Annotated in this window: 20 protein-coding genes; 12 read left to right on the top strand and 8 right to left on the bottom strand. The window is 70.9% G+C overall.

Features of this window, described 5'->3' with window-relative positions:
- Positions 1 to 126: 126 nt before the first annotated feature.
- Entirely contained in the window at positions 127 to 1,227 is a 1,101-nt protein-coding gene (locus ACIQJT_RS33975) for a phenazine antibiotic biosynthesis protein (RefSeq protein ID WP_402649636.1), read from the top strand.
- Complete coding sequence (locus tag ACIQJT_RS33970; protein WP_402649635.1) at positions 1,227 to 2,621, top strand: aldehyde dehydrogenase family protein; 1,395 nt, start codon at positions 1,227 to 1,229, stop codon at positions 2,619 to 2,621. Before ACIQJT_RS33975 ends, ACIQJT_RS33970 begins: the two co-directional genes overlap by 1 nt.
- Before the next feature lie 236 nt (positions 2,622 to 2,857).
- Here the strand turns inward: ACIQJT_RS33970 and ACIQJT_RS33965 are convergent, their stop codons facing one another.
- On the bottom strand, positions 2,858 to 3,478 hold the full coding sequence (locus ACIQJT_RS33965; protein WP_402649634.1) for a DUF5134 domain-containing protein: 621 nt from the start codon (positions 3,476 to 3,478) through the stop codon (positions 2,858 to 2,860).
- 17 nt (positions 3,479 to 3,495) lie between these two features.
- Positions 3,496 to 3,951, bottom strand: a complete 456-nt coding sequence (locus ACIQJT_RS33960) for a cupin domain-containing protein (protein ID WP_402649633.1) — start codon at positions 3,949 to 3,951, stop codon at positions 3,496 to 3,498.
- A 299-nt stretch (positions 3,952 to 4,250) separates the two neighbouring features.
- Between ACIQJT_RS33960 and ACIQJT_RS33955 the strand changes: the two genes are divergently transcribed.
- Positions 4,251 to 5,147, top strand: coding sequence for an RNA polymerase sigma-70 factor (locus tag ACIQJT_RS33955; RefSeq protein ID WP_402649632.1), 897 nt, complete (start codon positions 4,251 to 4,253; stop codon positions 5,145 to 5,147).
- A gap of 54 nt (positions 5,148 to 5,201) precedes the next feature.
- Here ACIQJT_RS33955 and fdxA read toward each other — a convergent pair whose 3' ends face one another.
- Entirely contained in the window at positions 5,202 to 5,585 is a 384-nt protein-coding gene (gene fdxA / locus ACIQJT_RS33950; protein ID WP_402649631.1) for a ferredoxin, read from the bottom strand.
- A 190-nt stretch (positions 5,586 to 5,775) separates the two neighbouring features.
- On the opposite strand from fdxA, the gene ACIQJT_RS33945 reads away from it, so the two are divergent.
- The 3 genes from ACIQJT_RS33945 to ACIQJT_RS33935 all read left to right on the top strand — a co-directional run bounded on the left by ACIQJT_RS33945 (position 5,776) and on the right by ACIQJT_RS33935 (position 9,608).
- Positions 5,776 to 7,506, top strand: coding sequence for an L-aspartate oxidase (locus ACIQJT_RS33945; protein ID WP_402649630.1), 1,731 nt, complete (start codon positions 5,776 to 5,778; stop codon positions 7,504 to 7,506).
- A gap of 118 nt (positions 7,507 to 7,624) precedes the next feature.
- The gene (locus ACIQJT_RS33940) at positions 7,625 to 8,371 is read left to right on the top strand and encodes an SDR family oxidoreductase (RefSeq protein ID WP_365459680.1); all 747 of its coding nucleotides are present in this window, start codon (positions 7,625 to 7,627) and stop codon (positions 8,369 to 8,371) included.
- Positions 8,372 to 8,603: 232 nt separating this feature from the next.
- A complete protein-coding gene (locus tag ACIQJT_RS33935; protein ID WP_402649629.1) occupies positions 8,604 to 9,608 on the top strand; it encodes an RNA polymerase sigma-70 factor in 1,005 nt (334 codons plus the stop codon).
- Here the strand turns inward: ACIQJT_RS33935 and ACIQJT_RS33930 are convergent.
- Together ACIQJT_RS33930 and ACIQJT_RS33925 are read right to left on the bottom strand one after the other, a co-directional pair.
- Complete coding sequence (locus ACIQJT_RS33930) at positions 9,562 to 10,284, bottom strand: RNA polymerase subunit sigma (protein WP_402649628.1); 723 nt, start codon at positions 10,282 to 10,284, stop codon at positions 9,562 to 9,564. The two genes, ACIQJT_RS33935 and ACIQJT_RS33930, sit on opposite strands and share 47 nt — an antisense overlap.
- A gap of 159 nt (positions 10,285 to 10,443) precedes the next feature.
- The gene (locus ACIQJT_RS33925) at positions 10,444 to 11,100 is read right to left on the bottom strand and encodes a TetR/AcrR family transcriptional regulator (protein ID WP_402649627.1); all 657 of its coding nucleotides are present in this window, start codon (positions 11,098 to 11,100) and stop codon (positions 10,444 to 10,446) included.
- A gap of 170 nt (positions 11,101 to 11,270) precedes the next feature.
- Here ACIQJT_RS33925 and ACIQJT_RS33920 point away from each other — a divergent pair, with 170 nt between their 5' ends.
- Together ACIQJT_RS33920 and ACIQJT_RS33915 are read left to right on the top strand one after the other, a co-directional pair.
- Positions 11,271 to 12,008, top strand: a complete 738-nt coding sequence (locus tag ACIQJT_RS33920) for an SDR family NAD(P)-dependent oxidoreductase (protein ID WP_365459692.1) — start codon at positions 11,271 to 11,273, stop codon at positions 12,006 to 12,008.
- Between the two features lie 174 nt (positions 12,009 to 12,182).
- Positions 12,183 to 12,587 (top strand): OsmC family protein, encoded by a 405-nt coding sequence (locus ACIQJT_RS33915; RefSeq protein ID WP_402649626.1) that lies wholly within the window; start codon positions 12,183 to 12,185, stop codon positions 12,585 to 12,587.
- 92 nt (positions 12,588 to 12,679) lie between these two features.
- Here the strand turns inward: ACIQJT_RS33915 and ACIQJT_RS33910 are convergent, their stop codons facing one another.
- The 3 genes from ACIQJT_RS33910 to ACIQJT_RS33900 all read right to left on the bottom strand — a co-directional run bounded on the left by ACIQJT_RS33910 (position 12,680) and on the right by ACIQJT_RS33900 (position 15,300).
- Complete coding sequence (locus ACIQJT_RS33910; protein ID WP_402649625.1) at positions 12,680 to 13,399, bottom strand: alpha/beta fold hydrolase; 720 nt, start codon at positions 13,397 to 13,399, stop codon at positions 12,680 to 12,682.
- A 47-nt stretch (positions 13,400 to 13,446) separates the two neighbouring features.
- Positions 13,447 to 14,397, bottom strand: coding sequence for an alpha/beta hydrolase (locus tag ACIQJT_RS33905; protein ID WP_365459701.1), 951 nt, complete (start codon positions 14,395 to 14,397; stop codon positions 13,447 to 13,449).
- 126 nt (positions 14,398 to 14,523) lie between these two features.
- Positions 14,524 to 15,300: a DUF427 domain-containing protein gene (locus ACIQJT_RS33900; RefSeq protein WP_365459705.1), complete on the bottom strand. Its 777-nt coding sequence runs from the start codon at positions 15,298 to 15,300 to the stop codon at positions 14,524 to 14,526.
- 394 nt (positions 15,301 to 15,694) lie between these two features.
- On the opposite strand from ACIQJT_RS33900, the gene ACIQJT_RS33895 reads away from it, so the two are divergent.
- The 4 genes from ACIQJT_RS33895 to aceE all read left to right on the top strand — a co-directional run bounded on the left by ACIQJT_RS33895 (position 15,695) and on the right by aceE (position 20,682).
- A complete protein-coding gene (locus ACIQJT_RS33895) occupies positions 15,695 to 16,642 on the top strand; it encodes an alpha/beta hydrolase (protein WP_365459708.1) in 948 nt (315 codons plus the stop codon).
- Between the two features lie 122 nt (positions 16,643 to 16,764).
- A complete protein-coding gene (locus tag ACIQJT_RS33890) occupies positions 16,765 to 17,259 on the top strand; it encodes a cupin domain-containing protein (protein WP_402649624.1) in 495 nt (164 codons plus the stop codon).
- 481 nt (positions 17,260 to 17,740) lie between these two features.
- Positions 17,741 to 17,998, top strand: a complete 258-nt coding sequence (locus ACIQJT_RS33885; RefSeq protein WP_402649623.1) for a hypothetical protein — start codon at positions 17,741 to 17,743, stop codon at positions 17,996 to 17,998.
- Positions 17,995 to 20,682 carry a pyruvate dehydrogenase (acetyl-transferring), homodimeric type gene (aceE, locus tag ACIQJT_RS33880; protein ID WP_402649622.1) on the top strand — a complete coding sequence of 896 codons (2,688 nt, stop codon included), beginning with the start codon at positions 17,995 to 17,997 and terminating at the stop codon, positions 20,680 to 20,682. The genes ACIQJT_RS33885 and aceE overlap by 4 nt, the downstream gene beginning before the upstream one ends.
- The last annotated feature ends 3 nt before the right edge of the window (positions 20,683 to 20,685 follow it).

Raw genomic sequence — 20,685 nt, 5'->3', positions numbered from 1 at the left:
CGCGGGACTGTCACAGACGCCTGCACCCCTCGGTCTTCCCTGCGAGAGCGGGGCGGGCCCGCGGGACCGCCCGGGACACGCGGCTTCCCCGCGTCCGCCCCCAGCGACTTCGAGAAAGGCTGTTCCATGCCGATCGGCGCAATGACCGTTCTGGACGCCGGCCCCTTCGACGGGGTGGACCCCGACGACCACGTCAGGGCGGCCATGCAGTGGCACTTCACTCCCGGGACGGGGTCCCGGTTCTGGCTGGAACGGGTCGAGCGGCTCGGTTTCGACCCTCGCCACGACGTCAAGGGCGTGGCGGACCTGGCGCTCTTTCCCGATCTGACGGACGAGCTGCGCGATGTGCGGGTGACCGATCTCGTCCCCCGCGGCTACGGTCCGGGGGTCCGACCGCTGCACGTGTTCGAGAGCGGCGGCACGACCGGGGCGCCCAAGCGGGTCGTGCAGATGGACGACTGGGCGCGGCACGGCAGCGAGCAGGTGACCCGCCGGCTCCAGGACCACGGACTGCCCGTCGGAGCACTGTGGCTGACCGTGGCACCGACCGGCCCGCACCTCGTGGGCGATGTCCTGCAACGGGCCACGGCAAGCCTCGGCAGCCCCGCGCTGGGGGTCGACATGGATCCCCGCTGGGTCAAGAAGCTCGTCGCCGCGGGTCGTCGCGACGAGGTCGACGCCTACACCGACCATCTTGTGGACCAGTGCCGGCGCGTCCTGCTCGGTCAGGACATCGGTGTCATAGCCGCCACCACGCCGATGCTGGAGCGCTTCGCCCGGGACAGCGACCTCGTGGAGGTCATCAACGACAAGGCGCAGGCGATCATCTGGGGTGGCACCCACATGGATCCAGACACCCGGGACCTGTTGCGGACCGAGGTGTTCCCCGACGTGCCGTTGATCGGCATGTACGGCAACACCATGATGCTCACCGCGCTCCTGGAGCGGGTCGGCCTCACGGCATCCGAGCCGTGTGTGTTCGACCCCGTCTCGCCGTACGTCTTCCTGAGTGTCGTGGATCCGGACACCGGGCAACAGGTCGCGGAGGGCGAGCGGGGCCAGGTGGTGGTGAGCCACGTCAGCAAGTCCATGCTGATCCCCAACAACAGGGAACGGGACACCGCGTTGCGGGTCCGCCCGGCCGAGGGCCACGCCGGGGACGCCGTCGCCGACGTCGCGCCGGTTCCCGCGGTCGCGGGTGAGACCGTCATCGAGGGTGTCTACTGATGGCCCCTGTAGCGACCACCGAGCCGCTGTACCTCGATGCCCTGGGCCCGCGGGGCACCTACCGCACGCGTGAACCGAGCACGGTGACCGACGTGTGCGGCACACCGATCGCGCGGCTGAGTCTGGTTCCCCCGCTGTACGTGGCTCGCGCGATCGGCGCCCTGCGCCAAGCGCCGCCGATCGCCGCGGCCGACATGGACCACGTGTTCGCCACCGCCGGGGAGGCCTTCGCCACCGGCACTCTGGGGGGCTTGAACCTCCGGGAGTACGAACGTCTCGTCAGCCGGACCTCGGGCACGCCCCTCGCCGTGGTGCGCGCCGCGACCCGGGGCACGGCGCACTTCGTTCGGCATGCCGCCTCCTCCGCCGACCGTGGCAGGCCGCGCGGCGCCGCCCGCGACCTCAGCGACCCCGTCCTGCATGAGACGCACACGGTGTGGGCGCGTCAGGGCGACGTGTTCGCCGTCAACGCGTCAGGCAACCATCCCGGCGTACACCGTGTCTGGCTGGAGGCCCTGGCGCTGGGCTACCGCGTCGCCGTACGCCCGTCCCGGCGCGAGCCCTTCACCCCCTACCGGCTCGTCGCGGCGCTGCGCCAGGCGGGAGTCCGGGACGACCAGCTCATGCTGCTGCCCACCGACCACGCGACCGCCGACACGCTCGTCCACGGCGCGGACCGGGCCGTCGTCTACGGCGGCGACGACGTGGTGACCAAGTACGCGCACGACGCGCGGATCCTGCCGCAGGGGCCGGGACGGTCGAAGATCCTCATCACCGCGGACACCGACTGGCGTGACCATCTGGACACCCTCGTCGCGTCCGTCGCCGGCGAGAGCGGCACCGCGTGCGTCAACGCCACCGCCATCTTCGTCGAGGGCGACCCGGCACCCCTCGCCGAAGCCCTCGCGGCACGTCTGGCCGTCCTGCCCAGTCTTCCTCCGCAAGACGAGAGGGCCCGTCTGCCGGTGTGTCCGAAGGAGCGGGCGCGAGCCATCAGCGCGTATCTGAGAACGGCGGCGGCCGGGACGCACGCCTGGCTCGGCGGCGACGGGATCGCCGACGACCTCGGAGACGGCAGCGCGGTGCTGCGCCCCGCCGTGCACCAGACCGCGAGCGCCCGCGCCCCTCAACTGCGCACCGAACTGCCCTTCCCCTGCGTGTGGATCGCCCCCTGGACCCGCGCCGACGGCTTGGCGCCTCTGCGCGACACGCTGGTGCTGTCGGCGCTGACCCGGGACCGGGACCTGTGGGAGGCCCTGGTCGCGGAACCCAGCATCGCCAACGTGTACTTCGGTGATCAGCCCACGCACTGGATGGCGCCGGGCGTCCCCCATGACAGCTATCTCTCCGACTTCCTGATGCGGAGCAAAGCGGTGTACGAGGGCCCTTCCTGAACGACGCCCGCCTCCTCGGCGCTGGCCCGCCGTGAGTGGCGCCCGGCCCCCTGGTGGGCGAAGACCGTCGCTCCCCGACCGGCCGGGGGGGGGGGCCCGGGGGGGGGGGGGGGGGGGCCCCGGCCCCCCCCCCCCCCCCCCGGGGGGGGGGGGGGGCCGGGGGGCCCGCCGGGGGGGCCCCCCGCCCCACCGCGCCTTCGCCGTGCCGGGCGCGGCGGCCCGCTTTCTCCTCGCGCTCAGTGCGGCAGGACCAGCATCACGGCCGTCCCTAGCGCCATCGCCCCTTCACCCACGTGCCGTGACGGCGTCGCCGCCGCGGCACGGCGCGCCGCGCTCACGGCCGAGCGCAGCGAGGGCATGGGGCGGGTCAGCGACCACAGCGCATACACCAGCAGACAGGACGCCAGCGACAGCGTGATCACGGAGCTGCCGAGGGGGACACCGGCGCCCGGGGCGTCGGGCCCGGTGAAGTGCGTGGCCGACTCGGGGTGTACGTGCGCCGGGCCGGTCCCGCTGTGCGGCACGCGCAGCATCCAAGCCATCGCGGCCATACCGGCGGCGTGCGGCAACCGGTGGGTCATCGCCGCCCTCCTCCGGGCCTCCCGACGGCCGACAGGCAGGAGGAACCACACCGCGCCGGCGGTGAAGACACCGCCGGCGACGGCAGCAGGCCCCGGGCGGACGTCGATCCAGGGCATCGCCGCCATGGACGCGGCCATGGCGGCGGCCAGCAGCCGGTCCACCCGGACACCGAGCCCGGTCCCGGGTGACCCGACGCCCCGCGCAGACCCTTGCAGGAGCACCGCCACAAACAGCAGCGTCAGAAGGCAGTGCACCAGGACGACGGGCGTGCCCATGTCGGGCCCTCGCCCGGTCAGGCGGTGGGGCGCGGTGCCCGCAGGTGGGCGCGCTCCGCCAGTTCCTTCTCGTCGACCAGTTCCAGCATCGGCTTGCCCGGAGCACACATCATGGTCACCACGAACCGGGTCCGCGCGTCGGAAAGCGCGTTGCCGTCCTGGTAGTGGATGGCGTCGCCGCCGGGCTCCCAGAAGGTGCCGCCCGCCTCCACCACACGCTCGGGCTCGCCCTCGAGCTCGAAACGGACCGCGCCCTCGACGACGTAACCGAAGGCGGGGCCGGAGTGCCGGTGCGGGGGCGTGCCCGGGTCGCCGGGCTCCCACTCGACGAGGATGGTCATCGCCGACGCCCCTTCCGGGACGGTGATCGGTGCTGCGTCCTGGAGCACCTTGGCCGCCGTCATCCAGCCGCCTTGTCCCTCCTGGTCACCGTGCCCGTGGTGGCCGTGGGCGGAGTGGTCGTGTGCTGTCATGTTGTCCGACACTGTGTTGCACCTTCCGTAGGCGTGAACATCGCTCGTCACTGGTGACCGGGAACTGGGCGCGTGTGTGACAACCGGCCTCCTCGCACAGTCCCTTGCACCTGTCGACCGCGGTCTTCCGGACATGAGACAGGCAGCGGTGCGGGGGCAGAGCCGGCGGACCGGGCGCGACGACTGCCACCGTGTGACCGAAGATCGTGAAAGAGATAGCGTGAGCGGATGCGGCCCGCAGCGCGTACTCTCCCCCCTCGCGCGTAGCATGTAGGGCGCAAAGCCAGAAGGGACGACCCATGCGCACTGGCGCCCACCCCGACACGTTCGACCGCGGTCTCGACGACTTCCTCTCGGCCAGGCCCCGGTTGTTCGGCATCGCGTACCGCATCCTCGGCAGTGCCGTCGAGGCCGAGGACATCCTCCAGGACGCCTGGGTCCGATGGCAGAACACCGACCGCTCCCAGATCCATGAACCAACCGCCTTCCTGACCACGGTCACCACCCGGCTCGCGATCAACCTGGCCCAGTCCGCGCGAGTTCGCCGGGAGTCCTACGTCGGGCCCTGGCTCCCGGAACCGGTCGACACCACCCAGGACCCGCACCTGGGGGCGGAACGCGCCGAGGCGGTCGAGTTGGCGGTGTTGTTGCTGATGGAGAAGCTCAACCCGATCGAACGCGCCGCCTACGTGCTGCGGGAGGCGTTCGACTACCCCTACCAGCGGGTCGCCGAAATCCTGGAGACCAGCGACGCGAACGCTCGGCAGCTGGTCAGCCGGGCGCGCAAGCACCTGGGCGCCGAGCGCAAGGAGCGCGTCAGCCCCGCGGCCCACCGGCGTCTGCTCGAAGGCTTCCTCTCCGCCGCGCGCACGGGAGATCTCTCCGCCCTCGAGGACCTGCTGACCTCGGACGTCATCAGCTATTCGGACGGCGGCGGCATCCGCGGCGCGTCCAGGATCCCTGTGGTCGGCCGTGATCACGTCTCGCGTTACCTGGCTGCCTTCGCCCCGCGGTTCTGGCCGGATGCCGAGACCCGGTTCGTCGAGGCCAACGGCCGGCCCGCCGTGCTCATCGCGCGGGACAACGCACCGGTGGCCCTGTTGTCCGTGGACGTGTCCGAGGCCGGCATCGAGCGCATCATGTGGGTGATGAACCCGGTCAAGCTGAACCCCTACGTGCTGTCCCTGAGTGCCTGACCCGCCGGTTGGCCGCCCGCCCCGAGTTCGGCCCGCCGCACCGGGCCGGGCGGTTCACCACGGGAACCACAGGTCGGCGTCGGCGGCGTCCTCCCTGCGGGCGGCGAATCCGGACAGGTCGTTCCTGACCGCGTGCTGCGGTGGCAGGGCGGCGACCACGGGGTGGTCGGCCCGGGTGGTCCGTCCGGTGCCCTCCCCCGGCGCGTCGCGGAAGTACTCGGCGTTCACGGCCCGGTACTGCGCCCACTGTGCCGGCAGGTCGTCCTCGTGGAAGACGGCCTCGACCGGGCACACCGGCTCGCAGGCGTGGCAGTCGACGCACTCCCGGGGATTGATGTACAGCGTCCGCTCGCCCTCGTAGATGCAGTCGACCGGGCACTCGATCACACACGCACGGTCCTTGACGTCGACGCACGGCTCCGCGATGACGTAGGTCATCGTCCCCACCTTCCCTTCGCCGACCGGCGGTTGTGGGCACGGGCTTCGTGCGCCCGGCCGGCGTGCGGTATGACCGGCCCGGCCGCCGGGGTGTGACACCCACGGGCGGGCCCGGGACACGGCGGCGGTGTCACAAACCCTCGCCCCACCTGGTCGTAGCAGGTGACCACCCCGAGCGATGGGAGCAATCGTGGTTGCCACCGAACAACGTCTTTCCACCACAGTGCTGGTGATCGGCACCGGCGGAGCGGGCCTGCGCGCGGCCATCGAGCTGGCGGAGGCCGGCGTCGATGTCCTCGCCGTCGGCAAGCGCCCCAAGGAGGACACCCACACCTCTCTCGCCGCCGGCGGGATCAATGCGGCCCTGGCCACGATGGACCCCGAGGACACCTGGCAGCAGCACGCCGCCGACACCCTCAAGGAGAGCTACCTCCTCGGCGACCCCCGCACCGCCGAGATCGTCACCAGGGGAGCCGCCCTCGGCATCGACGACCTGGAGCGCTACGGCATGGCCTTCGCCCGGGAGGAGGACGGTCGGATCTCGCAGCGATTCTTCGGCGCGCACAAGTTCCGCCGCACCGCCTTCGCGGGCGACTACACGGGCCTGGAGATCCAGCGCACGCTCATCCGGCGCGCGAACCAGCTGGACATACCGGTGCTCGACAACGTCTACATCACCCGCCTCCTGGTCCACGACGGTGCCGTCTTCGGCGCCTACGGCTTCGGCCTCGGCGACGGCAGGCGCTATCTCGTGCACGCGGACGCCGTCATCCTCGCGGCCGGCGGCCACACCCGGATCTGGCGGCGCACCTCCTCACGGCGCGACGAGAACACCGGCGACTCCTTCCGGCTGGCCGCGGAGGCCGGAGCCCGGCTGCGCGACCCGGAGCTCGTCCAGTTCCACCCCTCCGGCATCATCGAGCCGGAGAACGCCGCCGGGACCCTGGTGAGCGAGGCGGCCCGCGGCGAGGGCGGCATCCTGCGCAACGCGCTCGGCGAGCGGTACATGAACCGCTACGACCCCGTACGCATGGAGCTGTCCACCCGCGACCGGGTCGCCCTCGCCTCCTACACCGAGATCAAGGAAGGGCGCGGCACCCCCAACGGCGGGGTGTGGCTCGATGTCTCCCACCTGCCCCGGCAGACCATCATGAACCGCCTCCCCCGCGTCTACCAGACACTGCTGGACCTGCAGATGCTGGACATCACCCGCGATCCCATCGAGGTCGCGCCCACCGCCCACTACTCCATGGGCGGTGTGTGGGTGCGCCCCGAGGACCACAGCACGGACGTACGGGGCCTGTACGCCATCGGTGAGGCCTCCAGCGGACTGCACGGCGCCAACCGGCTCGGCGGCAACAGCCTCATCGAGCTGCTGGTGTACGGCCGCATCACCGGACAGGCGGCGGCCGCCTACTCGGAGTCGTTGACCGCCCAGCCCCGTTCGGCCGCCGCGGTGGCCGCGGCCCGGGCGGAGGTCGACGACCTGCTCGCCGCGGACGGACCCGAGAACGTGCGCGCCCTGCAGCGCGCGATCCGCAACACCATGACCGAGCACGCGGGCGTGGTCCGTGACGAGGAGGGCCTGCGCACCGGACTGGCGGAACTGGACGCCATCGAGAAGCGGATGGAGAACGTCGGCGTCCATCCGGACATCGCGGGCTTCCAGGACCTCGCCCACGCCTTCGACCTGAAGTCGTCGGCGCTGGCGGCTCGGGCCACCCTGGAAGCGGCACTGGAGCGGCGCGAGACACGCGGATGCCACAACCGCAGCGACTACCCCGACATGGACCCCGCGCTTCGAGTGAACCTCGTCTGGTCCCCGACCGACGGCATCACCCGCGAACCCATCAGCCCCATTCCCGAGGAGATCGCCGCCCTGATGGAGGACGTCTCGGCGGACGGGAAACTCGTCGAATAGCAATCCCCCCTGCCCCGGCGGAGATTTCCGGAGTTCGGGAAAGGTGTCACAGCGCCGATCAATTCCCGGTCATACCTCGTGCAGACAGCAGATGAGAATGAGTGAAAGGAACGTCCCCATGAAGGTCGTAGTGATCGGCGGCACCGGACTGATCGGCTCGAAGGTCGTCAGCAAGCTCAACGAGCACGGCCACGAGGCGGTGGCGGCCGCCCCGAACACCGGCGTCAACACGCTGACCGGCGAGGGCCTGGCCGAGGTGCTGGAGGGCGCGGCCGTCGTGATCGACGTCTCCAACTCGCCCTCCTTCGCGGACGAGGCCGTCATGGAGTTCTTCCGTACGTCCACCACCAACCTCCTCAAGGCCGAGGCGAACGCCGGTGTCACCCACCACGTCGCCCTGTCGGTGGTGGGTACGGAGCGGCTCCAGGAGAGCGGCTACTTCCGTGCCAAGCAGGCCCAGGAGGAACTGATCAAGGCCTCCGGGATCCCGTGGTCGATCGTGCATGCCACGCAGTTCTTCGAGTTCATGAAGGGCATCGCCGAGTCGGCGACCGAGGGTGACACCGTCAAGCTGGCTCCGGTGAAGATCCAGCCCGTCCATTCGGACGACGTCGCCGCCACCGTGGGCCGCACCGCCGTGGGCGCGCCGGTCAACGGTGTGGTCGAGGTGGCCGGTCCCGACACCTTCCAGCTGGACGAGCTGATCCGCAAGGGCCTGGCCGCCAAGAACGACCCGCGCACGGTCGTCACCGACGTGCACGCCCCGTACTTCGGCGCCGAGTTGCAGGAGACCACGCTGCTTCCCGGCCCGGACGCCCACATCGGCGAGACCCGTTTCGTCGACTGGCTCGCCCAGCAGCGGTAGGCGCGTCTTCATGGGCCTGTCGTTCCACTCCCCGTGGAACGACAGGCCCTATTTTTTGCACGGCGCCGTACGACCAATTTCGCATCCACGCCGCCGCAATGTGCTTCAAAAAATGACTGTCACAGCGTCCATGGTCGCTCGGTCGTTGAGGGGGAGACGATCGCCGGGTCTGTGAGCGCCTCGTGGCCGCATTCCGACAACCCGGGCCCCGGAGGAATGGAGTCAGAGGGACATGTATCCAGAGGCATCCCCCACACAGGCACCCCCCGCGGACACGAACCTCGCCGAGGCCGTCACCACCTTCGTGGCACTGCGGCCCCGGCTCTTCGGTATCGCCTACCGCGTCCTGGGCAGCGCGACGGAAGCCGAGGACGTCGTGCAGGAGGCGTGGCTGCGGTGGCAGCGGACCGACCGTTCAGTGGTGGTCAGCCCCGCGGCATTCCTGTCGAGCACGACGACGAGGCTGGCCATCAACGTGGCGCAGTCCGCCCGCGTCCGACGCGAGACCTACATCGGGCCCTGGCTGCCCGAACCCATCGACACCAGCATCGACCCGGTGGCCGGCGCCGAACGCGCCGAGGCCCTCGAACTCGCCCTGCTCCTCGTCCTGCAGAAGCTCACACCCACCGAACGGGCCGCCTATGTGCTGAGAGAGGCCTTCGAGTACGGCTACTCGGAGATCGCGGAGATACTGCGTCTGACCCCGGTCAACGCCAGGAAGATCGTGAGCAGGGCGCGCAAGCACCTCACGGACGACGAGCGGGACAGTGTCGACGTCCAGGAGCACCGCAGACTGCTCGACGCTTTCGTCGCGGCCGCCCAGGAAGGGGACGTGGCCTCGCTGGAAGCGCTGCTCACGCCCGACGCGGTCAGTCTGTCCGACGGCAACGGGCTGCGTGGCGCGGCCCGCGTACCCGTGGTCGGCCGTGCCCGGGTGGCGAACCTGTCGACCGCCTCGTCACGCTTCTGGCCGACGGTGGAGATCGCTCCCGTGCAGGCCAACGGCCGCGCCGGGGTTCTGCTGTACCGGGACGGCCGGCCCGCCACCTTCATGACCGTCGCCGCCACACGGCGGGGGATCCACCGGGTTCTGTGGGTGTTCGCCCCCGACAAGATCGCCTCCTTCCTCGGCCACCGCGCCCACCGCGCACCCCTGCCCGCGCGTTCCGGGGACGCCGTGCCACATGAGCTCACCCGGGAAGGGAACGATTCCAGCTACGCAGCTTGTCGGGGTTGAGCACCGCCCAGACCTGTACGACCAGCGAGTCCGCGATGTCGAGGGTCAGCACCGCGGCAACCCGGTCGTCGCACCGGGCGACGAGGCCGGTGCGCCCGTTGACCGATCCGGTGCGCAGGGTCACGCGCCGCTGTCCGGCCAGCAGGACCAACAGGCTGCCGGCGACCTGCTCGTCACCGCGGACGGGCCGGGTCAGCGCCCGGATCTTGCCTCCGCTGTCGAAGAAGGCCGTCGCATCGGGGGCCAGCAGCGACCGCAGCCGGGGGCCGTCGTGCTCGCTGCACGCCTGTTGCACGGCAACGGTGATCTCATGCTCGCGACGCGCCGACACGGGCCGCGCACGCCGTGCACCCAGGCTCCGACGGGCCCGCTCGACCGGTTCCGCATCCTGGTCGCACAACGCCCGCAAGGCCCGGATCTCCCGCTCCTCCACGCCGGGCCGGACCGGCGCCGGTCCCGTCAGACACGCCTCGTCCACGACCTGGGTGAGCCAGACGCGGGGGGACGGCATCCGGAGCCGCTCCGGGTCGGTGAGGTGGTACCACCGCCGGTAGGCCTCGTCGACGACGCGTTCCGCCGCGACGCGGCTGCCGAGCGCACGGCAGGCGACGTCCAGCAGGTGCCGCCGTTCGTCGAGCGACTCGGCGAGCGGTACCGCGCCAACGACATGATCCATGGAGCGACCCCCACGCCGACGAGAGTCCGGAGCGCAGCCGCCGCGACGGCATGACTCAGACGTTACCCGCCTCCGCCCGTACCCGACCGGTCGACCGGCCTGATCGCGGCAGAAGCTGCGGCATGATTTCACAACACATTGGTGCTGTGCCACTTAGTGTCACTTCCCCGTCGACGCAGCGACACCCGACGGGTCCGCCAACCGCAGCCGGGCGGGGGGCGGATACGGCAAGGTCGCGCGGTCACCCGCCCGCAGTCCGTCGAACGCGATCTCCAGGAAGCGTTCCCAGGCCCGTGGTTCGCGGTCCAGGAGCGGCTGGGCGGTCTGATGGATGCCACCGAGGAGCAGCACGACGTCGGTTCCGGTGATGTCGGCGCGGACGACTCCCTGCTCCCTGGCCCGGGCGGTGAGGTTCTCGACCGTGTCACAGAGCCGGTCGATCGCCTCGCGTACGTCCGCGTGCTGCAGTGCGGGCCGGCCGATGACGTCGCAGAACGCGCGGTCGGCGGCGAGCAGGCTGATTCCGTGTGCCATGAAGTCCTTCAGCGCACGGCCGGCGTCGTCCGCGCGCAGGAGCCGGTCCGCCGTCTCGAGCAGGCGGTCGAGCAGCTGCATCATGATCGCCGCGAGAAGGTCCTGCTTCGTCGGGAAGTGTCGGAACACCGTGCCCTTGGCGACGCCGGCCCGCTGGGCGATCGTGTGCATCGACACGTCGACGCCGCATTCGGCGAAGGCTTCTGTGGCCGCTCGCAGGAGCAGCCGCCGATTGCGCATGCTGTCCGCCCTGGCCTGCACCGCCGCAGCCTGTCCGGTCATGGAGCCTCCCTCTGCGTGTCACAACATTAACACTGAATGTGACTCGCAGGTCATTTTCGGTGTTACTCTGCACAACATGACCTCTCGGTCACCTTCTCGGGCCGCCGTGTCCTGTCCTCGCGCACGACACGGCCTGCCCGCCTCACCCCCTCACCTCTTTCGGAGATGACATGAGTTCCGTTCTCGACCCCAAGGTCGTCCTCGTGACCGGCGCCTCGTCCGGCATCGGCAGGGCGACCGCACTGGCGCTGTCCAAGGCGGGGGCCACCGTGGCCGTGGGCGGCCGCAGGACCGACCGGCTCGAAGCACTGGCACATGAAGCGCCCGGTGAGATCCTCGTCCTGGACATGGACGTCAGCGACCCCGAGTCGGTACGCAAGGCCGTCGACCGGACCGTCGAACGCTTCGGCACCCTCGACATCGTCGTGAACAACGCCGGCGTCATGCTCACCGGCCCCGTCCTGGACGCGGACCTCGCGGAATGGACCCGCATGGTGGAGACCAACCTGCTGGGCTCCATGTACACGGTGCACGCCGCGCTGCCGCACCTGCTGCGCTCCCGCGGCGCGGTGGTCCAGATCTCCTCCACCTCGGGCCGCATCTCCTCGGCCGGCGCCGCCGTCTACTCCGCCACCAAGTTCGGCGTCAACGCCTTCGCCGAGGCGCTGCGCCAAGAGGTGACTGAGCAGGGAGTCCGTGTCGTCCTCGTGGAGCCGGGCTTCGTCTCGACCGAGTTGGCCGACCACATCGCCGACCCGGCCCATCGTGCCGCGGTCAGGGCCATGGCCGAGTCGATGCGGACCCTTCAGCCGGAGGACATCGCGGCCGCGGTGGTCTACGCCGTCACCCAGCCCGACCACGTCGCGGTCAACGAGATCCTCGTACGCCCCACCGACCAGTCCCGCTGATCAGGCCCCCTTGACCACCCCCTGATCCACCCGCGGGGCGGCAACCGCCGCCCCGCACCACGCGCTTGCAGCCGGGTACGGGCACGCCGGCCGTCACAGTCGCGCGCCCCGCACGGTCTGAGCCTCGGGAGGCACAGGCCGTGCCTCCGCCCGTACCTCGGCTGAGAGGCAAGCATGAACACACGCATCGTTACCGTGGCCGAAGGAAAACAGCTCGCGCGCTCCGTGGCCATCGGTGCACACCGCCTGACAGCCGACGAGCCGGAGCCCGTCGGCACCGACACCGGCCCCACGCCGGGCGAACTCCTCCTGGCGGCGCTCGGAGCGTGCACGTCCATGGCGGTGCGGGCCTACGCGCAGCGCCACGCGTGGCCGCTGGACCGGGTGGACGTCGCGGTCCGCTTCGGCGCACAGGGGCAGGTGGTCAAGAACATAGGACTGGTCGGGGAGTTGACCCCCGCGCAGCGGGACCAGCTCCTGGCGGTCGCGGGACGCTGTCCTGTCCATCGGCTGCTGACCAAGGACGTCACGATCGTCACGGTGCCCACGCTGCTCGCGGAGCCCGCACCGCTGCCGTGACGCGTCAGGCCCGCACAGGAACGCGGGGTGCGGGCCTCCGGCTGTGAGTCCGGGCCCCGCACCCCGCGTCCGTCAGGCGCGGCCTTGGGCGCTCAGGCGGTCGCCTGCGCCGCCTCGTTGATCAGACGGGCCACGTCACCGGGGCGCGAGACGCTGACCGCGTGGGAGGCGGAGACCTTCATGACGGAGGCCCCGGCCCGCTCGGCCATGTAGGTCTGCGCCTGCGGGGGGATGTTCCGGTCCGCGTCCGCCACCAGCACCCAGGAGGGAATGTCCCGCCACGCGGGCGCGGACGCGCCCTCGGTCAGCGCGGCTTCGGCCACAGGCCGCTGAGTCGCGGCCATGACGGCCGTGGTCTCCTCGGGGACATCGGCGGCGAACTGCTCGTGGAACCTGGCCTGTTCGATGTACAGGTCCATGACCTGGCTGCCGTCGGGCAGCTTCACCGGCACGGGCCGGAGCGTGTCACCGAGGGTGCTGCCGGGGAACTTGCCCGACAGGGTGACGGCGCTCTCGCCCTCCTCCGGCAGGAACGCCGCGACGAAGACGAGCGCCTTGACCTGGGGCAGTCCCTTGGCCGCGTTGCTGATGACGGACCCGCCGTAGGAATGGCCGACGAGGACGACGGGGCCCTCGACGGACGTCACGATCTGCCGGACGTAGTCGGCGTCGGTGGTCAGTCCGCGCAGCGGATTGGCGACGGCGATCACCGGATAGTCGTGCGCGAGCAGCTTGTCGACGACGCCGTTCCAGCTGGAGGCGTCCGCGAACGCGCCGTGCACGAGGACGATGGTGGGCTTGTGCGCACTCATGAAAGTGGCCTTTCGACGTGCTGAGGGGAATGGGTCGGCGTGCGGTGTCAGTCGGTGCCGAGAGCCTTGCGCAGCACGTGGATGGCCTGCTCGACCGCGGCGGTCGAGGCCTGGGTGCCGCGGACGGTGTTCAGCATCATGAAGTCGTGCAGGGAGGCGTTGTAGCGGATGCTGGTCGTCGGCACCCCGGCCTGGACGAGCTTGCGGGCGTAGGCCTCGCCCTCGTCGCGCAGCACGTCGTTCTCGTCGACGACGACGAACGCCGGCGGCAGGTCCCGGAGGTCTTCCAGTGTCGCCCGCAACGGCGAGGCGGTGATCTGGGCGCGCTCGGCGGGGTCGGTGGTGTAGGCGTCCCAGAACCATTCCATGGCCTTGGCCGTCAGATGCGGGCCGTGCGCGAAGGTCCGGTAGCTCTCGGTGTCCTGGGCGGCGTCGGTGACGGGGTAGTACAGCGACTGGTGCACGAAGGTCACGTCGCCCCGCTGCTTGGCCATGTGGGTCAGGGCGGCGGTCATGTTGCCGCCGACCGAGTCGCCGGCGACGGCCAGGCGGGAGGCGTCGAGGCCCTCGCCGGCGCCCTCGGTGGTGATCCATCGGGCGGTCGCGTAGGCCTGCTCGATGGCGACCGGGTACTTGGCCTCCGGGGAGCGGTCGTACTCGACGAAGACCAGGGCGGCGTTCACCCCGACGGTCAGCTCGCGCACGAGCCGGTCGTGCGTTCCGGCGTTGCCGAGGATCCAGCCGCCGCCGTGCACGTAGAGGATGACGGGCAGGGGGCCAGAGCTGCCGACGGGCTTGAGGATGCGCACCCGCACGTCGCCGACCTCCGCCGGAACGGTGATCCACTTCTCGTCCACGTCGGGCTTCTCGATGGGCTGTGCCTGCACGTCGTCGAGCAGCTTGCGCGCGCCCTCGACCCCGAGCTCGTACAGCAGCGGCGGCTTGGCGGTCGCGTCGGCGAAGTCCTGCGCGGCGGGCTCGAGAACGATGTCGTTCATGGCGTGTTCCTTCTCTGGCGATTAAGGAGGACTTTTCACACCATGAGACCAGGGCCGGAGCAGATGTGTGACACCGAAGGCGCCGGGCCGCCCAACACGGCCCGGCACCGGACCCCGGAGCGCGGGCTAGGAGCGGAGTGCGCCCGGCTTGGGCAGCGGCTCGCCGTCCACGAAGAGGTCGACGTGCTCGTTGTAGAAGGCGGTCAGGCCCGCGATGCGGTTGGCGTGGATGGTCGGGAAGTCGTACCCCCAGGCGATGTCCTCGTGGGTGGCGGTGGGGCCGTCGAACGACCAGTAACCGCTCGTCGTTCCCTTGTACGGGCAGCGGGTCACCGTGTCGGTCCGCCGCAGCCGGGTCCAGTCGACGTGCGCGCGGTCGAGGTAGTAGCGCGTCGGCAGGCCGGTCTCGAAGAGTTTCACGCACGCCGGCGCCTCCGCCAGGACCACGCCCTCCAGCTCCACGCGGACGCTGCTGGAGGAACGCACGGCGTCCACACGCGAGTACGGGCTCCTGGGGTGGACGAAGACGGGTTCGTCCTCCTCGAACCAGTGGTCGATGGCCGGCCACTCGAAGCGCACGGTGCCCTGGAGCGGCGCCGGGGCGTCCTTCCCCCACACCCAGGCGGCACCGGGACGTGAGTCCCCGCCGACGGACAGAGTGTGCCGGTGCGCCGTGCCCGCACCGTGCTCCTCGGCGACCCCTTCGTCGTCGAGGACGCCGTCGACGAGGTCCCGCACCGGGATGCTGAACTGCGGATAGGCCTGCCACTCCCAGACGTACAGGGCGCGCCGCGTGTCGAAGACGGTGCGCCCGCCGATCACGCCCCTGATACGGCGGGGCACCGGCTCCACGTGCCCGACGGGTACGAGGAAGCTCGGATGCAGAACACTCTCGGTTTCCATGGTCATCACCTGAATCGGTCGGAGGTTCCGCGCCCGTTGGGACCGGACGCGGAGAGGGTGTGCGCCCGGACGCGCGCCTCTTCGGGCCGTCACGGACCGCGGGGCCGTCCGGCACTGACCCACACAGCGCTGAGCAGCGCTCTTTTCGCTGTCACAGCAGGTGGCGGAGGCCGGTCTGTGCGGGGAGACAGTCCCCGCGGAGAGGAGATCACGCCCAGCACGGGCGTATCCATTATGACGCCAACACTCATGACACTGACAAGGCAACCTTCTCATGCACACTGTGCACACTGTTGCCGAGGGCCCGACGCGGCGACACCATCCCGTACGTCCAGCCGCGCCCGACCGGAACCGCGGCTCCCCTCCCCCACCGCTCCTTCGTCGGAGGATTCGCATGTCAGCCCTGCCCCTGCTCGCCCCCTTGCGACGCGTCACGACCGATGTGCTCGAAGTCGCCTATTACGAGACGGGCTCCCCCGACGGTGACACCGTCGTCCTTCTGCACGGTTTCCCCTACGACATCCACAGTTACGTGGACGTGGCCCCCCTGTTGGCCGAAGGCGGATTCCGCGTCATCGTCCCCCACCTGCGAGGGCACGGCCCGACGAGATTCCTGTCCGACTCCCTGCCCCGTTCCGGCCAGCAGGCGGCCCTGGGGGCGGACGTCATCGCGCTCCTGGACGCCCTCGGCATCGAGCGCGCCTACCTCGCCGGCTACGACTGGGGCGGCCGCGCGGCCACGGTCGCCGCGGCGCTGTGGCCCGAACGTGTCCTCGGCCTGGTCTGCGTCAACGGCTACCTGATCCAGGACATCGGCGCCGCCATGAACCCCGTCTCCCCCGAACTGGAGGCGGGCTTCTGGTACTTCTACTACTTCCTCACCGAGCGCGGCCGCACCGGACTGGCAGCCGATCCACGGGGCGTGGCCCGGGTCATCTGGAAACGCAACTCCCCCGTGTGGGCCTTCGGTGAGGCCGAACTGGAGCGGGCCGCGGAGGCCTTCACCAATCCGGACTACGTCGACGTCGTCATCCACTCCTACCGGCACCGGCTCGGCCTGGCACCGGGCGCGGACGCGTACGCCGATCTGGAAGCCCGTCTCGCCGGCCTTCCGCCGATCACCGTCCCCACGGTCACCCTGGACGGCACCGCCGACGGCAACTTCCCGGCGACCGACGGGTCATCGACCGCGCACCACTTCACCGGCCCGCGCCTGCACGTTCAGGTCGCGGACGCCGGCCACAATCTGCCGCAGGAACGCCCCGAGGCATTCGCCGCGGCGGTGCGGGACGTACGGGCCCTGCGACGGGGACATCCCCGCCACGACTGCCTCACCCGCTGACGCCCGACCGCGTGGGACCGCGGCCCGGCGCCGCGCCGACGTCACATCCGGCCGTGCCCGCCGGTCACATCGAGCGCGGGCGGGCACGCGGCCGCCCGACCGCCTCAGGAAAGGAAACCACCATGTCGTACCCCTACCCGGAACAGAAGTACTTCGGAGACGACGGCGAGGTCAGCGCCGTGTTCCGGCCCGCCGACACCCCGCCCGATCTCGGCGAGAGCGGGCCCGGCAAGGACGCCACCCACTATCTGGCCACCACCGCGACCACCCGCGGCGAGTTCGGGCTGTACCGCGTCGAGATGAGGCCGCGGGCCGGCGGCCCGAAGACGCATTACCACAAGCGGATCTCGGAGTCGTTCTACATCCTGGACGGCACCGTGCGCATCTTCGACGGTGTGCGCTGGGTGAACGCCCGCAAGGGCGACTTCGTGCACGTGCCGCAAGGCGGGCTGCACGCCTTCCGCAACGACTCCGACGCACCGGCGGACATGCTCCTGCTGTTCACCCCGGGCGCGCCGCGCGAGGAGTACTTCGAGCAGGTGTCGACGCTGGCCCATGCCTCGGAGGAGGAGCGCTCCGCGTTCTTCGACCGGCACGACTCCTACTTCGTGGAGTAGATCCGCCCCTCCGGTGTCCCGCGGCCCCGCCGTCCTCCCCACGGTCGTGGTCGCGGGACGCCCGCCCCCAGAACGACCCGGGTTCACGGATCGGGCAGCTCGTCACACCAACCCCTTTCGTCCGGTCAACAGGGCAGGAGGCGGGGCGCAGCCGGCCTCGCCACCGTCTTCTCAGCACCTCCGGCCGTCACGTCCGGCCGTCCCGCCCCGGCGAAGGAGACCGCATGAAAGTCGTCGTTGCAGGCGTCATGGGGCGGATCGGCTCGAGATCGGTCACCCGTCCGCGGGACCACGGGGCGCACATGGTGTCCCTGTCCCGCGCCCTGGGCGTCGGCGTCGGTGCCGCAAACCCCCTGACGGCCGCCGGGAAGTCGGGCGTCGAGCACTGCGCGGCCCTGTCCGCCGTGGGCGTCGGCCGTGTCGCCGGCGCCGTCTGCGCGGGCGTGCGCGCGGACGAAGTGCTCGTAGCCCCGCTGCCACTGTGGCCAGTCGCGACCGGCGACGGCGTCGTCGCCCCCTCCTCCGCATCGCCGTCGCGGTGTCGCTGTTCGGCGTCCTGGAGGCCGCCGGACCCGAGGAGTTGCCGTTCGCAGACCTCGCCGCCGACGTGCTCGCCGCCCAGGACCACGTGACTCCCGTGCTCGGCGACGCGCAGGCGCCGTTCGGCCCAAGGTCATCCGCCACCCCGCCCCTCTCCCGCCCCTGCCCCTGCCCCTGCCTTGAGGAAGGCCTCACATGAGTGACCGGTCCCGGCCCACCACGTTGCCGTTGAACAGCGAACTTGACCAGCTTCCCGACCGCGACCGCGAGGAGACCGCCGAGTGGCAGGCCTCCCTTGACGCCGTCATACGCAACGCCGGACCCGACCGGGCGGTGTACCTGATTCGGCGTGTGCACGAGTACGCGGCCCGCGCCGGCCTGTCCGTGCCCGGGCTGCTCACCACGGACTACGTGAACACCGTCCCGGCTGCCGCACAGCCGGCGTTCGACGGCGACATCGACATGGAGACCAGGATCACCGCCCTGAACCGGTGGAACGCCGCGGCCATGGTCACCCGCGGCTCCCGGCTGGGCCTGGGCGGACACATCTCCACCTACGCCTCGGCGGCCTGGCTGTACGAGATCGGCTTCAACCACTTCTTCCGTGGCAAGGAACAGGACGGCTCGGGCGACCAGTTGTTCCTCCAGGGGCATGCCTCGCCGGGCATCTACGCCCGGGTGTTCCTCGAAGGCCGCCTCAGCGAGCAGCAGTTGGACGGCTTCCGGCGCGAGGCCGGCGGTGACGGTCTCCCGTCCTACCCGCACCCCAGGCGCCTGCCGTGGCTGTGGGAGTTCCCCACCGTGTCCATGGGCCTCGGGCCTCTTGGCGCCGTCTACCAGGCGCGCTTCAACCGCTACTTGCACGCGCGCGGCATCAAGGACACCTCCGCCTCCCGCGTGTGGGCGTTCCTCGGCGACGGGGAGACGGACGAGCCGGAGTCGCTGGCCGCCCTGACGCTCGCCTCCCGCGAGGGCCTGGACAACCTCACCTTCGTGATCAACTGCAACCTGCAACGCCTCGACGGACCCGTGCGGTCCAACTCCAAGATCGTGCAGGAGCTGGAGGCCCGGTTCCGCGGGGCGGGCTGGAACGTCGTCAAGACCCTGTGGGGCGAGGCCTGGGACCCGCTGCTGGCCCAGGACACCACCGGCGACCTCGTGCGCCGCCTGGGCGAGGAGCCCGACGCCCAGATGCAGACCCTCGCCGTGCGGGACGCCGCCTACATCCGCAAGAACTTCTTCGTCGGAGACGCCCTGTCCGCACTCTCCGCCACCCTCAGCGACGCCCAGGTGGTGGAACTCTTCGAGAACTCCCGCGGCGGGCACGAACCGTTGAAGGTGTACGCCGCCTACCGGGCCGCCGTCGAACACCGGGGAGCGCCGACGGTGATCCTCGCCCAGACGGTCAAGGGGCACACCCTCGGGTCGGCGTTCGAGTCCCGCAACGCCAACCATCAGATGAAGAAGCTGACCATGGCGCAGTTCCGCGAGCTGCGCGACGTGCTGGACCTGCCCATTCCCGACAGCGCCCTCGCCGGCGACCTCGTCCCCTTCTGGCATCCGGGAGAGAACTCGCCCGAGGTGCGGTACCTGCGCGAGCGGCGCGCCGCACTGGGCGGTCCAGCCCCCGCGCGCCGCGTGATCGCCAAGCCGCTGCCGGAGCCCGCCGCGCAGCCGTTCGAGGCGCTGCTCAAGGGCTTCGGCCACCAGGAGGTCGCCACCACCATGGCCTTGGTCCGCCTGGTGAAGGACCTGATGCGGGACGGCCGCACCGGCGCCCGCTGGGTGCCGATCATCCCCGACGAGGCCCGTACCTTCGGCATGGAGTCGATGTTCCCCACGGCCGGCATCTACTCGCCGCAGGGCCAGACCTACGACCCCGTCGACGCCGACCAGCTGCTGCACTACAGGGAGAGCGAGACCGGGCAGCTCCTCATCGAGGGCATCACCGAAGCCGGTTCCATGGCCGAGTTCACCGCCGCCGCGACCTCGTACGCCACCCACGGCGAGCCGATGATCCCCTTCTACATCTTCTACGCCATGTTCGGCTTCCAGCGCACCGGCGACCAGTTCTGGGCCCTCGCCGATCAGATGGGCCGCGGATTCGTCGTCGGCGGCACCGCCGGACGCACCACCATGACCGGCGAAGGTCTCCAGCACGGCGACGGCCACTCGCACCTCCTGGCCGCCACCAACCCGGCGGCCGTCAGCTACGACCCGGCCTTCGCCTTCGAGATCGCGGTCATCGTCCGCGACGGCCTGCGCCGGATGTACGGCGAGCACCCCGAGAACGTCTTCTACTACCTCACGGTCTACAACGAGCCCAAGCCCCAGCCGCCCATGCCCGCGCTGCCCGGCATCGAGGAGGGCATCGTCCGCGGCCTGTACCCGTTCCGACCCGGCGACCCCGCCGTCACCGGCCCCCGGTTGCAGCTCCTGGCCTCCGGCACCGCCGTCCACTGGGCGCTGCGTGCGCAGGAACTGCTCGCCGCCGACTGGAACGTGCGCGCCGATGTCTGGTCGGTGACGTCCTGGACGGAGCTGCGCCGGGACGCGATGGACGCCGACACCGCCCGCACGCGCGGCGAGACACGTGTGCCCTTCGTGACCGAGGCGCTCGCCGGTGCGCCGGGTCCGGTCCTGGCCGTCAGCGACTGGATGCGCCAGGTCCCCGACCAGATCGGCCAGTGGATCGAGCAGGACTACTACTCACTGGGCACGGACGGGTTCGGCCTGTCCGACACCCGCGAGGACGTACGGCGCTACTTCCGCGTGGACGCCGAATCGATCACCGTGACGGCCCTGGACCGGCTGGCACGGGCCGGACGAGTGGACCCCGACACCGTCGACCGCGCCCGCGACCGCTACGGCCTGGACACCTGAAGG

This window comes from Streptomyces sp. NPDC091972, assembly GCF_044756385.1.
Classification (GTDB): domain Bacteria; phylum Actinomycetota; class Actinomycetes; order Streptomycetales; family Streptomycetaceae; genus Streptomyces.
The sequence above is the reverse complement of the archived record's forward strand: the minus strand, read 5'-3'. Positions and strand labels throughout refer to the sequence as shown.